Below are 12,493 nucleotides of genomic sequence, written 5' to 3'. Positions count from 1 at the left end.
TGCGGGACTCCGCGTTCGCGCCGGGAGAATGCAGAGTTCCTTCCAGACGCGCTGACTCCCGCATCCGACGGGCGTCGACGGCGGCGGCACCGGCACCGAAATATACTGGCCCGATGGCAGCCAACGTCGATGTCACTCCCCGTCCGGGCGCCGAGTCGCGCCTCTCGCGCATGATCCGCATCCCGACGGTCTCGGCCGAGCTCGCGCAGCGCGGCCAGGAGCCCTTCGAGACCTTCGTCGAACTGCTCGAAGAGCTCTACCCGCTCGTGCACGAACACCTGGAGCGCGAGCGCATCACCGAGTTCGGCCTGCTCTTCCGCTGGCCGGGCCGCAACGCCGCCGCCGATCCCGCCGTGCTCATGGCCCACTACGACGTGGTGCCGGTGCACCCCGATGACGGATAGCGCTTTCCCGCGTTCGAGGGCCGCGTCGAGGGCGGCTTCGTGCACGGCCGGGGCGCGCTCGACGACAAGGGCCCCCTGCTGGTGGTGCTCGAGGCCGTCGAGAACCTGCTCGCCGCCGGGTTCACGCCGGCGCGAGACGTGCTGCTGTCGTTCGGCGGCAACGAGGAGACCTTCGGCGCCGCCGCCAGGGTCATCTCGGACACGCTGCACGAGCGAGGCATCAGGCCGTGGATCGTGCTCGACGAGGGCGGCGCCGTGACCGACGCGCCGCTGCCGTTCGTCACCGGCACCGCCGCGATGGTGGGGGTGGGAGAGAAGGGGATCGTCACCGTGCGGATCAGCGCGAGGGGCGAGGGCGGGCACGCCTCCGTGCCGCCCGACCTCACCGCCGTGGGCCGCGTCGCCCGCGCCGTGAACCGGCTGTCGCCCGGCACGTTCCGGGCCCGAGCGCCCCGCGCGATCCCGCGCATGCTCGGACTCTTCGCGCCGCGGTCGCGCGGGATCGGGCGGCCGCTCTACCGGCTGCTCGCCGCGTGGCCCTGGCTGAACGCGCGCGTCTTCGCCGCGCTCGGCGGGGAGGCGGCGGCGCTCGTGCGCACGACGATCGCGCCGACCAGGCTCTCGGGCGGCACCGCGAACAACGTGCTGCCCTCGGAGGCGAGCGCCACGGTCAACCTGCGGCTCGCACTCGGCGAGACGGTGGAGGGCGCGGCGCGGCGGCTGCGGCGCCGCATCGGGGACGAGGCGGTGTCGGTCGAGGTGCTCGAGGGCAACGACGCGTCACCCGAGTCCCCCTCGGACGGCCCGCAGTTCGCGCTGATCGCCGACGCGATCGCGGCGTCGCACCCCGACGCGGTGGCCGTGCCGTACGTGACGATGGCGGCGACCGACTCCCGCTACTTCCACCGCTACGCCCCGGCGACCTACCGCTTCGCACCGCTCATGATGAACGCCGAGCAGCGCGCCTCGATCCACGGCGTCGACGAGCGCGTCGAGGTCTCCGAGCTGGCGCGCGGCGAGCTCTTCCACCGCCGTCTCATCGAAGGGCTGCCGGCATGAGCACGACTCCTCGCGATCGCGACGCCTCGACCGGCGCACCGCGCTTCTCCGGCCTCGCCGGCGTCGGCCCCTCCCCCGCCACGAAGCCACGCGTGCGACTGGGTGCCCTCGCGGGAGTCGTCGGTTTCCTGGCCTTCGTCGAGCTCACGAGCGGCATCCTGCAGGGCTACTACACGCCGATGCTCACCGACATCGCCCGGCACCTCGGCGTGCACGACGCCGACGTGAACTGGCTCGAGGGCACGCAGCTCATGCTCTCGGCGCTCGTGGTGCCCGCCTTCGCGAAGCTGGGCGACATGTTCGGGCACAAGCGCATGCTGCTGTGGTCGACCGCGCTCACCGCGGCCGCGTCGCTCGCGCTGCCGTTCACCGACTCGTTCGCGGTGTTCCTGGTGGCCTGGGCCCTGCAGGGCTTCTACGTGGTCTGGCTGCCGCTCGAGATCGCGATCATCTGGTCCCGCAGCCGCGGCCGCGAGGGCTCGTCGCTGCTGACCGCGCGGGCCGCCGGCATTCTCGTGGCGTTCCTCGAGCTCGGCGCGATCCTCGGGGCGCTGCTCGGGGGCCGGCTCATCGACCTGCTGCCGCTGCAGGTCGTGCTGCTCGTGCCCGCGGCCTTCGTCGTCGCGTGCTTCTTCGTCGTCGCGTTCGGCGTGCGCGAGACCGACCTGCGACCGGGCGGGCGGCTCGACCTCGCGGGGCTCGTGCTGGTCTCGCTCGCGCTCATCGCCTTCACCGGCGGCCTCAGCCTGCTGCGGCTGAACGGCCCCGCCGATCCCGCGGCCTGGATCGTGACCGCGCTCGGCCTCGCCCTCGTCGTGCCGTTCGTGCTCGTCGAGCTGCGGCAGCCCGACCCGCTCATCGACGTGCGCATGTTCCGCTCGCCGGCACTGGCACCGGTGTTTATCACCGCGGGGCTCTTCGGCGTCAGCGTGCTCGGTGCGCAGGCCCCGCTGTCGACCTTCGCGCGCACCGACCCCGAAGTGTACGGTTACGGGCTCGGCACCAGCGGCTTCACGACCTCGCTCATCATCGGGCTGTACCTCGTGGCGATGATCGCGGGTGCCCTGCTCTTCCCGAAGATCGCCCGCTGGACCACCCCGCGGATCACCCTCATCGGCGCCGCGGGCCTGGTGGGGGTGGGATACCTGCTGTTCCTGCCGCTCCACGAGAGCTACGCGCAGGTCACCGCCAACATGATGATCGCGGGCGTCGGCTCCGGCGCGCTCGTCGCCGCGCTCCCGGCCGCCGCGGCCTCGGCGGCGCCCGCCGCGCAGACGGGGGTGGCGACCGGGCTCACGAACTCGGTGAAGACGGTCGGCGGCGCGGTCGCATCGGCCGCCTTCGGCATCGCCCTCATGCACGGCGCGACGGGCGCCGCCGCCGAGGGCACCGCCGGATCCCTCGCCGGATACTTCACCGTGTGGGCGATCTGCGGCGTCACCGCGCTCGTCGCCGCGGCGCTGCTCTGCTTCGTTCCGAAGAACGCGTTCACCGACGGGGCCAGCGCGAGGCTCCCTGCGGCTCTCTGAGCCGCGAAGCGGGGGTCGGGGCGGTGGCGGGTCGCGGCCGGCCGCGGCGTCGGGTCGCGCCCGGTCGGAGCCGGGCCTCTACCGCACCGATGCCCGGCGCATCGCGAACCAGGTGCCGATCAGGCAGACCACCATCACCAGCACGGCGACGAGCGCGAGCCACGCCCCGGTGATCCCCGCGACGATCTCTCCGAGCTGCGGTGCGAGCAGCAGCAGCCCGATGGCGAGCACGAGGCCCAGTGCGAGGCCCATGATCGCCGGACCCTTCGGGCCGAATCGCACCCACACCGCGCCGAAGAGGCCGCCGATCGTGAGGCAGGACAGCGTTCCGAGGAAGCCGGCGAGCCCCAGGATCACGGGGTCGCCCGACCCCGTCACGTAGACGTCGAGCACGTACAGGCCCATGAACCAGTGGTTCGTCGCGAGCTCGAGGCCGAGCAGCACGAGCAGCAGCACCGCCACGTAGGCTGCCTGCACCGCGTTCGCGAGCGCGGTGCCGAGGATGAAGTTGCGGCGGGTCACACCGAGCGCCAGCCCGAACGGGTAGGTCGTCGCGATGGCCTGCACTCCGTAGTAGACGAGGAATCCCGGGAGCGACCACAGGATCGCCTGGTTCCAGCGGGCGTTCTCGGCGTACTCGGGCGACGACGGACCGACGCCGGTGCTGCGCTGGATCGCGAGCTGGATGATGATCGAGATCACCATCACCACGGCCAGGATCATGAGCGGGGTGACCGCGTAGGTGCCGATCTTGTTGAGGTGCAGCTTCGTCACCTTGATGACGCGATTCATGATGCGCTCCTTTCACTGAGCGGCGAGACGGTGGCGAGTTCGGGATCGGCCGGATCGCCGTCGTCGACGGCGTCTCCCAGACCGTAGGCGGCGACGAGATCCTGCAGCGAGACCGGCGTGATCTCGAGCCCCCCGGAGGCGGCCTCCGCCCGATCCTCGTCTCCGAGCACTCCCTCGAGCACGGCGGTGCCGAGCCCCCCGATGGTGCGGCGCGAGAGCGCCCGGCGGTCCCGCACGAACCGTTCGACCGCGGCGGCCTTACCCGCCACCTGGTACGCGCCGCCGCGCAGCTCGTCGACGTCGGCGTGCCGCACGACTCGGCCCTGATCGAGCACGATCACCCGCTCGAGCAGACGGTCCATCTCGTCGATGAGGTGCGTCGAGAGGATGATGGTGCGCGGGTGCGCCGCGTAGTCGCGCAGCAGCTCGTCGTAGAAGATGCCGCGCGCGGTGGCGTCGAGACCCAGGTAGGGCTCGTCGAAGAAGGTGATCGGCGAGCGCGAGGCGAGACCCAGCACGATACCGAGGGCCGACAGCTGGCCGCGCGAGAACTTCTTGATCACTGGCTTCGAGGGGATGCGGAACAGCTCGATGAGCCGATCGGCGAGCTGCTGCGACCAGTGGGGGTAGAAGATCGAGGCCGCGCGGATGGCGTGCTTCAGCTTGTAGTCGTCGGGGTAGCGCTGGTTGTCGCGCACGAAGCACATCTGCTCGATGATCTCGGCGTGCTCGAACGGGTCGCGGCCGTTCACGCTCACGGTGCCGGCACTCGGCCGATCCTGCGCCGTGATGAGTGACATGAGCGTGGTCTTGCCCGCCCCGTTGCGGCCCAGCAGCCCGGTGATCACACCGGGCTCGATGTCGAGTGTGACGTCTTCGAGCGCTGCCGCGCCCTTGTAGCGGCGGGTGAGGCCGCGAGTGGTGATGACTGATGCGGTCATTGTTCTTCCTTCGCTTGCTGCGCCGCGGGTGGGGCGACGGCTTGCCGTTCGGCGGCCTGCTGCTCGACTGCCTGCTGCTCGACGAGCCGTACGACGGCAGGCGCATCGAGCCCGAGGCTGCGCGCCTCGGTCAGCAGCGGCACGATGAATCGCTGCACGAACGCCCGCTGGCGTTCGCTCGCGATGAGGGATCGGGCGCCGGGCGCGACGAACATGCCGATGCCGCGACGCTTGTAGAGCACGCCTCGCTCGACGAGCAGGCCGAGGCCCTTGCCCGCGGTCGCCGGATTGATGCGCAGGTGCGCGGCCAGCTCGTTGGTGGAGGGCACCTGCTCCTCTTCGGCGTAGACCCCCCGCAGCACGTCGTCGGCGATGCGATCGGCGAGCTGCTGGAAGATCGGGCGCGTGTCGTCGAACACCCGGCGCCTCCGTTCTCTCGGTGGTGGAAGGGAGGGATCTTCGATCCGCGCGCTTCCCTGGTTCATTACTTCACTAATGAACCTACGCGCCTCGTCCCGCCCCTGTCAAGCACCGATGCGGGAGGGCGGGCACAGCTCGGCCCCGAGGAGCTCTCCCGGAGACGGAACTACAGGAGTGTCATTATCCACAGGCGCAGCTCGGGGCTGTGGGGAATCAGGTGCTCGGATCACCACAGACGCGCCCGTCGACCTGCACTGCGGCGCTCTCGCGGCGATCCGCGGGCGGGGGCGCCCCGAACTACAACGGTGCAATTATCCACAGGGCTGGTGCGAGTCGGAGAAGACCGCGCGGGATCCGGCAGCCCGGGGTCGCCGCAGCGGGCTCGGCGGAGTGAGCGTGACCATCGCGCGCTTCGGCCGCCCGAGGCGGCGAATTACAGCGGTGTAATTATCCACAGACGCGGATCGCGCCTGTGGGAAACGATCGGGCACGGCTGTGCTCGGGGCGGTGCGCGGGCCGCTTCTGCGGCGATTCCACGCGGATGCGGCGGCCGCGCTACTCAGAATTACACCGGTGTAATTATCCACAGCCCTGCGCCGAGGAGGTGCCTCGTTCGCCGAACTTCGAGTGCGTCGGCTGGAGCAGGCTCCCTCAGATCAGGTCGAGCTGCATCGCTCGGATCACGGCGCGGGTGCGGTCGGAGACGGCGAGCTTCTCGAAGACGTGCAGCAGATGGGTCTTCACGGTCGACTCTCCGATGAACAGGCGCGCAGCGATCTCGGGGTTGCTCAGCCCCTCGGCGACGAGGGCGAGGATCTCGGTTTCGCGAGCGGTCAGCCGCGGCGAGGGATCCGACGCTCGCTCGCCGCCCGCGGCTCCGCGCTCGCCTGTTCCGGTGGGCGCGCTCGCGCCGCCGACTCGGGTTGCATCCCCGGGTGCGCTCGCACCCCTGGACCCGCTCGCATCCCCGGCTCCGCTTTCGCTCGCGCGCCCACGCGCCGCCGTCGCCAGGGCCGCTGCTACCGAGGGGGCGAGCACCGTCTGCCCGGCGGCGACCGCTCGCACTCCCGCCGCGAGCTCTTCGGCGGGTGCGGCCTTCACGAGGTAGCCGCCCGCGCCGGCTTCCATCGCCGCGAGGATCTGGTCGTCGTCTTCGTAAGTGGTGAAGACGAGCACGCGCACGGGCCCGTCGGCGGCGGCTCCGGCCGCCCACTCCGCGATGCGCCGTGTGGCCTCGACCCCGCCCATGCCGGGCATGCGCAGGTCCATGAGCACCACGTCGGGTCGGACAGCGGGCACCAGCTCGATCGCCTGCTCGCCCGACTGCGCCTCGGCGATCACTTCGAAGTCTGGCTCGGTGTCGAGCAGCCCCACGATACCGGCGCGCACGATGGGGTGGTCGTCGACCACCATGACTCGGATCATGAGCTCTCTCCTCTCACCGCTTCGAGGCGCACTTCGAGGCGCGCACCGCCGAGCGGAGACGCCCCGAATCCGACCGCTCCCCCGACGACGCGGGCCCGGGCGGCCAGCCCGCTCAGACCGAAGCCCCCGCTGGAGTCGAACTCGCCCGCCGAGCCGGTGCGGCCACCCGCCTCGGAGGAATCATCGCGCTGATCACCCCGGCCATCCGGGCCACCGGCACCCAAGTCGCGGGTGTCGAGATCGCCGACATCCGCGCCACGGGCGTTCAGCCCACTAGCGGCGTGGCGGTGTTCTTCGCTCGTCGGACGGCGCCCGACGGGCCCCACCCCGTCATCGTCGACCCGCAGCAGCGCCCCGCCGCCCCCAGCGGGTTCGAGCTGCACGTGCACCCGCGAGGCGTTCGCGTGCCGCCGGGCGTTCGCCAGCCCCTCCTGCACCGCGCGCAGCAGCACGACCTGGCGCTCGCGATCGAGCGGCACCGACTGCAGCTCGCAGCTCACGTCGAGCCCGGTATCGGCGCGCAGTCGCGACACGACGCGCTCGATCGCCGCTTCGAGCCCGCCATCGCCGAGCGGCTGGGTGGTCGCCACGAGCGCCCGGGCCTCGGCCACCGCCTCTCGAGCCGCCGATTCGACGCGCGCGACGCGATCCCGCGCCAGATCGGCATCGCCCGCGGCGAGCGCGCGATCCGCCTGCTCGCTCAGCATGACCAGCCCCGCGAGCGTCTGCGTGAGCGTGTCGTGCAACTCGCGCGAGAGGCGCTCCCTCTCGCGCCCCGCCCCGGCCTGCTCCGATAGCGCCGACACCTCGGCCTGCGACGCGCGCAGCTGCTCGGCGAGCAGGCGATAGCGCTCACCCTGCTGGAAGATGCGCGTGATCCAGGTGCCCATCACCACGGCGAACGTGAACGAGAGCAGCGCGATCACGGCCGCCCCGCCCAGGCCGCCCATGAGGTCGAAGCGGCCGAAGGCCAGCAGGAAACCGCCGCCCACCGAGAGTGCGAGCGCGGCGCTCCAGACGACGGCGTCGCGGTAGCGCGGCACCACCGTCCAGATCATCGGATAGGCGACCGCCTGCAGCGTCGCGTAGTTCGGCACGACCACGGTCGCCGCGCCGATGAGCAGCACGAGCACCCCCAGGTAGACGTCATCGACGCGACGGCCGGTCTCGTCGCACGCCGCCCGGCGCAGCACCGAGCGCCCCAGCCCGAGATACCAGATCACCAACAGTGCGAGCGCCCCGACCGCGAGCGCCACATCGAGCGGAGTGCCGGGCTCGTCGTCGACGACCACATCGACCACGCCGATCGTGCCCAGCACCACCACCGTGGTCGCCACACCCAGATCCCACCACAGCAGCACCGGGCGGCGGCGGGGCATGGCCCCGATCTCGTCGTGCTGCGTGCTCATGGCTTCACTCTCTCATGCACCTCTGACACTGACCGGTCGGGCGTGATCCCCAGCCCCGTTCGCCGCCCCCAGATGACGCACGTGGCCGCTCCCGCCCCGCAACACGGCCACTCGCGTCATCTCGACCGGCTCCGGCGAGGCCCCCGGCCCCAAGCCCCGGCGCACGGCGAACGCTGGCGCGTCCGCTCATGTGCGTCGCTCACCCCGCGCTCCGCTCCGTGGGCGGCCGCAGAAGCGGCCCCAGCTCCGCACGGCGAACGCCGGCGCGTCCGCTCATGTGCGTCGCTGCCACTTGAACGTGAAGAGGCTCAGCACGAGGCCCGCCACGAGCCAGACGGCGAGCATCAGCACCACGAGGCCCAGATCCCACGCCCCCGACGGCTCGAGCGTGGCGAAGCTCTCGGGCAGGAACACCGAGCGCATCCCCTGCGCCAACCACTTCAGCGGGAACACCGCGGCGATGTTCTGCAGCCACTCCGGCAGCATCGAGAACTGCAGGTAGACGCCCGAGATGAACTGCAGCAGCAGCACGATCGGCAGCACGACCGCGGTCGCGCTGCGCGACGAGCGCGGCACCGCCGAGAGCGCGATCCCGAGCATCGTCATCGTCGCGATCCCGAGCAGGAACAGCCACGCGAACCGCACCCACAGCTCCGGTTCCGAGGGCAGTTCGACCCCGAGCACGATCGCCGCGAAGGCGAGCAGCAGGGCGAGCTGCGCGAGCGAGGTGACGAGGATCATGCCCGCCTTGCCGATGAAGTACGACACCGGCGAGATGGGGGTGCCGCCGAGCCGCCGCAGCCAGCCCTCGCTCTTCTCCCGGGCGATGTCGACCGCGAGGTTCTGCACGCCGGTGAGCAGCAGACCCGCCGCGACCATGCCTGGCAGGTAGTAGGCCGCCATCGTGACGCCCGGGGCGATCTCGCCCATGGATTCGAACGCGACCCCGAAGATGCCCAGGATCAGCACGGGGAACAGGAACGTGAAGAACACGGTGTCGGGCGTGCGGAAGTAGGCGCGCAGTTCGAGGCCGATCGCGGCCACCCCCGCTCGCAGGATCCCCGGTGCGGCGGCCTCGAAGCCGCCGGTGCGCGTCATGGTTGCGGTGCTCATCGGCTCGTTCCGTTCTCGTCGGTCAGGATCGCCGCGCGCTCGGCGGCGGGGTCTGCTGAGGCGGCGGATCGGCCGGCACCGGCGCTTCGGCCGCCGCTCTCGCCCGCGTCGGCCGCGGACCCGTCTGCGGTCCGTTCGATGAGGCCGAGGTAGATCTGCTCGAGCGACGGGCGCCGCACTTCGAGCTCGGCGGGCTCCCCGCCGGGCTCCCCGGCGGCATCGGCCGCACCGCAGAGCTCGGCGACGAGGCGGGCGGGCCTTTCGGTGCGCTGCTCGCGCAGCACGCCCGTCGCGTCGCGCCAGCTCACCACGGGCACGCGAGCCTGCGGGCCGCCGAGCTCGCCGGGCGGGGCCTCCGCCACGATCCGCCCGCCCGACAGCACGCCGACGCGGTCGGCGAGGTGCGCCGCCTCGTCGAGATAGTGGGTGGTGAGCAGGATCGCGGCGCCCTCGCCCGTGAGCGCCGAGAGCATGTCCCAGAATCGGCGCCGCGCCTCGGGGTCGAAACCGGTGGTGGGCTCGTCGAGGAACAGCAGCTCGGGCCGCCCCACGATCCCGAGCGCGACGTCGAGGCGCCGCTGCTGGCCGCCGGACAGCTTGGTCGCGCGCTTGCCGGCGTGCTCGGTGAGGCCGACGAGCTCGAGCACCTCGTCGGTGCTGCGCGGCCGGGGGTAGAGCGCGCCGAAGTGGGCGACGAGTTCGCGCGCCGTGTACGGGCCGAGATCCCCCGTGCCCTGCGCGACGACGCCGATCCGCGACCGCCACGAGCGGGGTGCGCTCAGCGGCTGCTCGCCGAGCACGCGCACCTCGCCGGAGTCGGGTCGGCGGATCCCCTCGAGGATCTCGATGGTGGTGCTCTTGCCCGCACCGTTCGGGCCGAGCAGCGCGTAGGTCTCGCCGGCCGCGATGTCGAGGTCGATGCCGTCGAGCACGGTCTGCTCCCGGTATCGTTTGGTGAGCCCGCGCACGCTGACCACCGCGTCGCGGCCGTTCTGCTGATCGTTCATGCTTCCAGCCTGGCCTGCGCCCGCGCGCGTCGGCAGCGACCGGTGGGGGGATCTTCGCGGCCTCACGCATCCACCGGTCGGTGGATGCGGGATCGCGGGCGGGCCGTGCCGAGTCGGCCTACTTGTATCGAGTCGGCCCAGAAGGCGCGCGAATTGCGGGCCGGCTCAATACAAATAGGCCGACTCGACGCAGAGAACCACGACCACGGCGCGGGCGTAGGCTGAACGGGTGAACAACAGCACCAGCGCTCCCACCATCTCCTTCGCCTCCGACAACTGGGCCGGCGCCCACCCCGAGGTGCTCGAGGCGATTGCGGCTGCGAACGCGGGCCACGCGCCGGCGTACGGCGGCGACCCGTGGACGGCGCGCTTCCAACGGCTCGCGCGAACCCTCTTCGGCGACGACGCCGAGGCGTTCCCGGTGCTGAGCGGCACGGGCGCGAACGTGCTCGCCCTGCAGGCGGCCCTGCCCCGCTGGGGCGCGGTGATCTGCGCGGGCACCGCCCACATCCACACCGACGAGACGGGCGCCCCCGAGAAGACGGGCGGGCTCAAGCTGCTGCCGGTGGAGGCGCCGGGCGGCAAGCTCACCCCCGAACTCGTGGCGCGGGAGGCGTGGGGCTGGGGCAACGAGCACCGTGCCGAGCCGCTCGCGGTCTCGATCACGCAGTCGACCGAGCTGGGCACCTGCTACACCCCCGACGAGATCCGCGCGCTGGCCGACCAGGCGCACGAGCACGGCATGGTGCTGCACCTCGACGGCTCGCGGCTGGGCAACGCCGCGGCGAGCCTGGGCGTCTCGCTGGGCGAGCTCACGAGCGGCGCGGGCGTCGACCTGCTGAGCCTGGGCGGCACGAAGAACGGCCTGCTCGGCGCGGAGGCCGTGGTGGTGCTGCGCCCCGGATCCGCCCCCGGTCTGCCCTACCTGCGCAAGATGAACCTGCAGCTCGCCTCGAAGATGCGCTTCGTGTCGGCGCAGCTGCTCGCGCTGTACGAGGGCGATCTGTGGGTGCGCTCGGCGAGCCACGCCAACGCGATGGCGGCTCGGCTCGCGACGGGGCTCGAGGAGCTCGCCACGGCGGGCGCGGTGCCCGGGCTGCGGATCGCGCACCCCGTCGAGGTGAACTCGGTCTTCGCGACGCTGCCCGCCGACGTGGCCGACCGGGTGCGCTCGCGGTTCGCGTTCGGCGCGTGGCCCACGGACCCGGGGCTCTACCGCCTCATGTGCGCCTTCGACACGCAGCCCGAGCACGTCGACGCGCTGCTGGCCGCGATCGCCGAGGGCTGAGCGCCCCGATCCGGATCGCGATCCCGGGTCGATGCCCGCCGCCCCGGCCCGATCACGCCGCACCTGTGCATCCCTCCCCTCCAGCAGCACCGATCGAGCCTCGAACACCCCGATCGCGCGCAACGGGGTGCTGCTGCGTCGATCGGTGCGCGAGGAGGCGCAGGAGAGACGTAGGGTGCAGAAGGGGAAGGATGCAGGAGGCGCGGAGACGCAGAGGGCGCGGAACCGCAGGCGCGGAACCGCAGGAGGCGCGGGGGCGCGGGAAGGCGCGACGAGCGCAGGCCCCCGCCTACACCCCGATGCCGCCGAAGATCAGCCTGGCCGCGATCACCAGCATGATCGCCGCGACGATCCAGTCGAGCACCTGCCACGAGCGCTGCGTCGCGAAGAAGCGGGTGAGGGCGCGAGCGCCGTAGCCGAGCAGGAAGAACCAGGCGATGCTCGCGAGCGCGCCGCCCAGCACGAACCACCATCGGGCGGGATCGCCCTGCGCGTTGCCGATGGATCCCATGAGCACCATCGTGTCGAGGTAGACGTGCGGGTTGAGGTAGGTGATGGCGAGGCAGGCGAGGATCGTGCGCTTGAGGCTGCTGCGCGAGCCCTCGGGCCCGTCTCCCGCGACGAGCACCTCGGGGTTCATGGCCCGCCGGGCGGCCGACCAGGCGTACCAGAGCAGGAAGGCGACGCCGCCCCAGCGCACGATCTCGAGCAGGATCGGCGCGCGTTCGACGACGAGGCCGATGCCGGCGACGCCGAGCAGTTCGAGCAGCGCGTCGGTAAGGCCGCAGATGAGCACCACGGGCAGCACGTGCTCGCGGCGGATCCCCTGCCGCAGCACGAAGGCGTTCTGCGCGCCGATGGCGACGATGAGGGAGAGGCCGCTGCCGGCACCGATGAGAAGGGGGAGGATCACGCAGACGACGTTACGTGCGCGGAGCACGCCCCCGCTAGTTCAGCAGGGCTATGGTTTCTGATGCAGCTTAAGCTGCGCTTCAGGTAGCGTGGGGTGCGCGCCGGTGGCGCGGCCGATGCCTCGGGGCTCGGCGATGTTTCGGATCCCTCGCCGGGATACTTCCGAGACACGGGTGAGTTCCGAAGCAACGGCG

General features: G+C 71.8%; 12 protein-coding genes. 4 read left to right on the top strand and 8 right to left on the bottom strand.

Features of this window, described 5'->3' with window-relative positions; all coding sequences use genetic code 11:
• The first annotated feature begins 113 nt into the window (after positions 1 to 113).
• From Leucomu_RS15320 to Leucomu_RS00880, 3 genes are read left to right on the top strand one after another with little or no spacing between them, the layout of a single operon-like run.
• Positions 114 to 404: a hypothetical protein gene (locus Leucomu_RS15320; protein ID WP_228407161.1), complete on the top strand. Its 291-nt coding sequence runs from the start codon at positions 114 to 116 to the stop codon at positions 402 to 404.
• Positions 405 to 443: 39 nt separating this feature from the next.
• Positions 444 to 1,463 (top strand): M20/M25/M40 family metallo-hydrolase, encoded by a 1,020-nt coding sequence (locus tag Leucomu_RS00885; protein ID WP_228407159.1) that lies wholly within the window; start codon positions 444 to 446, stop codon positions 1,461 to 1,463.
• Complete coding sequence (locus tag Leucomu_RS00880) at positions 1,460 to 2,992, top strand: MFS transporter (protein WP_228407157.1); 1,533 nt, start codon at positions 1,460 to 1,462, stop codon at positions 2,990 to 2,992. Before Leucomu_RS00885 ends, Leucomu_RS00880 begins: the two co-directional genes overlap by 4 nt.
• A gap of 78 nt (positions 2,993 to 3,070) precedes the next feature.
• Here the strand turns inward: Leucomu_RS00880 and Leucomu_RS00875 are convergent, their stop codons facing one another.
• The 7 genes from Leucomu_RS00875 to Leucomu_RS00845 all read right to left on the bottom strand — a co-directional run bounded on the left by Leucomu_RS00875 (position 3,071) and on the right by Leucomu_RS00845 (position 10,099).
• Positions 3,071 to 3,784: a hypothetical protein gene (locus Leucomu_RS00875; protein WP_017884271.1), complete on the bottom strand. Its 714-nt coding sequence runs from the start codon at positions 3,782 to 3,784 to the stop codon at positions 3,071 to 3,073.
• On the bottom strand, positions 3,781 to 4,725 hold the full coding sequence (locus Leucomu_RS00870; protein WP_017884270.1) for an ABC transporter ATP-binding protein: 945 nt from the start codon (positions 4,723 to 4,725) through the stop codon (positions 3,781 to 3,783). The genes Leucomu_RS00875 and Leucomu_RS00870 overlap by 4 nt, the downstream gene beginning before the upstream one ends.
• Positions 4,722 to 5,144 carry a GntR family transcriptional regulator gene (locus tag Leucomu_RS00865; protein ID WP_017884269.1) on the bottom strand — a complete coding sequence of 141 codons (423 nt, stop codon included), beginning with the start codon at positions 5,142 to 5,144 and terminating at the stop codon, positions 4,722 to 4,724. Before Leucomu_RS00865 ends, Leucomu_RS00870 begins: the two co-directional genes overlap by 4 nt.
• Before the next feature lie 652 nt (positions 5,145 to 5,796).
• Positions 5,797 to 6,570, bottom strand: a complete 774-nt coding sequence (locus Leucomu_RS00860; protein WP_128386036.1) for a response regulator — start codon at positions 6,568 to 6,570, stop codon at positions 5,797 to 5,799.
• A complete protein-coding gene (locus Leucomu_RS00855) occupies positions 6,567 to 7,979 on the bottom strand; it encodes a sensor histidine kinase (protein ID WP_128386035.1) in 1,413 nt (470 codons plus the stop codon). Before Leucomu_RS00855 ends, Leucomu_RS00860 begins: the two co-directional genes overlap by 4 nt.
• Before the next feature lie 273 nt (positions 7,980 to 8,252).
• A complete protein-coding gene (locus Leucomu_RS00850; protein WP_128386034.1) occupies positions 8,253 to 9,092 on the bottom strand; it encodes an ABC transporter permease in 840 nt (279 codons plus the stop codon).
• A complete protein-coding gene (locus Leucomu_RS00845; RefSeq protein ID WP_128386033.1) occupies positions 9,089 to 10,099 on the bottom strand; it encodes an ABC transporter ATP-binding protein in 1,011 nt (336 codons plus the stop codon). The genes Leucomu_RS00850 and Leucomu_RS00845 overlap by 4 nt, the downstream gene beginning before the upstream one ends.
• A 229-nt stretch (positions 10,100 to 10,328) precedes the next feature.
• Here Leucomu_RS00845 and Leucomu_RS00840 point away from each other — a divergent pair, with 229 nt between their 5' ends.
• Positions 10,329 to 11,387, top strand: coding sequence for a threonine aldolase family protein (locus Leucomu_RS00840; RefSeq protein WP_128386032.1), 1,059 nt, complete (start codon positions 10,329 to 10,331; stop codon positions 11,385 to 11,387).
• Between the two features lie 289 nt (positions 11,388 to 11,676).
• Here the strand turns inward: Leucomu_RS00840 and Leucomu_RS00835 are convergent, their stop codons facing one another.
• A complete protein-coding gene (locus Leucomu_RS00835; protein ID WP_031290071.1) occupies positions 11,677 to 12,300 on the bottom strand; it encodes a LysE/ArgO family amino acid transporter in 624 nt (207 codons plus the stop codon).
• Between the last annotated feature and the right edge of the window lie 193 nt (positions 12,301 to 12,493).

It is taken from the genome of Leucobacter muris (genome assembly GCF_004028235.1).
Classification (GTDB): domain Bacteria; phylum Actinomycetota; class Actinomycetes; order Actinomycetales; family Microbacteriaceae; genus Leucobacter; species Leucobacter muris.
The sequence above is the reverse complement of the archived record's forward strand: the minus strand, read 5'-3'. Positions and strand labels throughout refer to the sequence as shown.

What these genes read in the sequence shown, in the direction of transcription:
- Leucomu_RS00860 (WP_128386036.1), bottom strand. Translation starts at nt 6,570, where the DNA reads ATGATCCGAGTCATGGTGGTCGACGACCACCCCATCGTGCGCGCCGGT.
- Leucomu_RS00875 (WP_017884271.1), bottom strand. Translation starts at nt 3,784, where the DNA reads ATGAATCGCGTCATCAAGGTGACGAAGCTGCACCTCAACAAGATCGGC.
- Leucomu_RS00850 (WP_128386034.1), bottom strand. Translation starts at nt 9,092, where the DNA reads ATGAGCACCGCAACCATGACGCGCACCGGCGGCTTCGAGGCCGCCGCA.
- Leucomu_RS00870 (WP_017884270.1), bottom strand. Translation starts at nt 4,725, where the DNA reads ATGACCGCATCAGTCATCACCACTCGCGGCCTCACCCGCCGCTACAAG.
- Leucomu_RS00845 (WP_128386033.1), bottom strand. Translation starts at nt 10,099, where the DNA reads ATGAACGATCAGCAGAACGGCCGCGACGCGGTGGTCAGCGTGCGCGGG.
- Leucomu_RS00855 (WP_128386035.1), bottom strand. Translation starts at nt 7,979, where the DNA reads ATGAGCACGCAGCACGACGAGATCGGGGCCATGCCCCGCCGCCGCCCG.
- Leucomu_RS00880 (WP_228407157.1), top strand. Translation starts at nt 1,460, where the DNA reads ATGAGCACGACTCCTCGCGATCGCGACGCCTCGACCGGCGCACCGCGC.
- Leucomu_RS15320 (WP_228407161.1), top strand. Translation starts at nt 114, where the DNA reads ATGGCAGCCAACGTCGATGTCACTCCCCGTCCGGGCGCCGAGTCGCGC.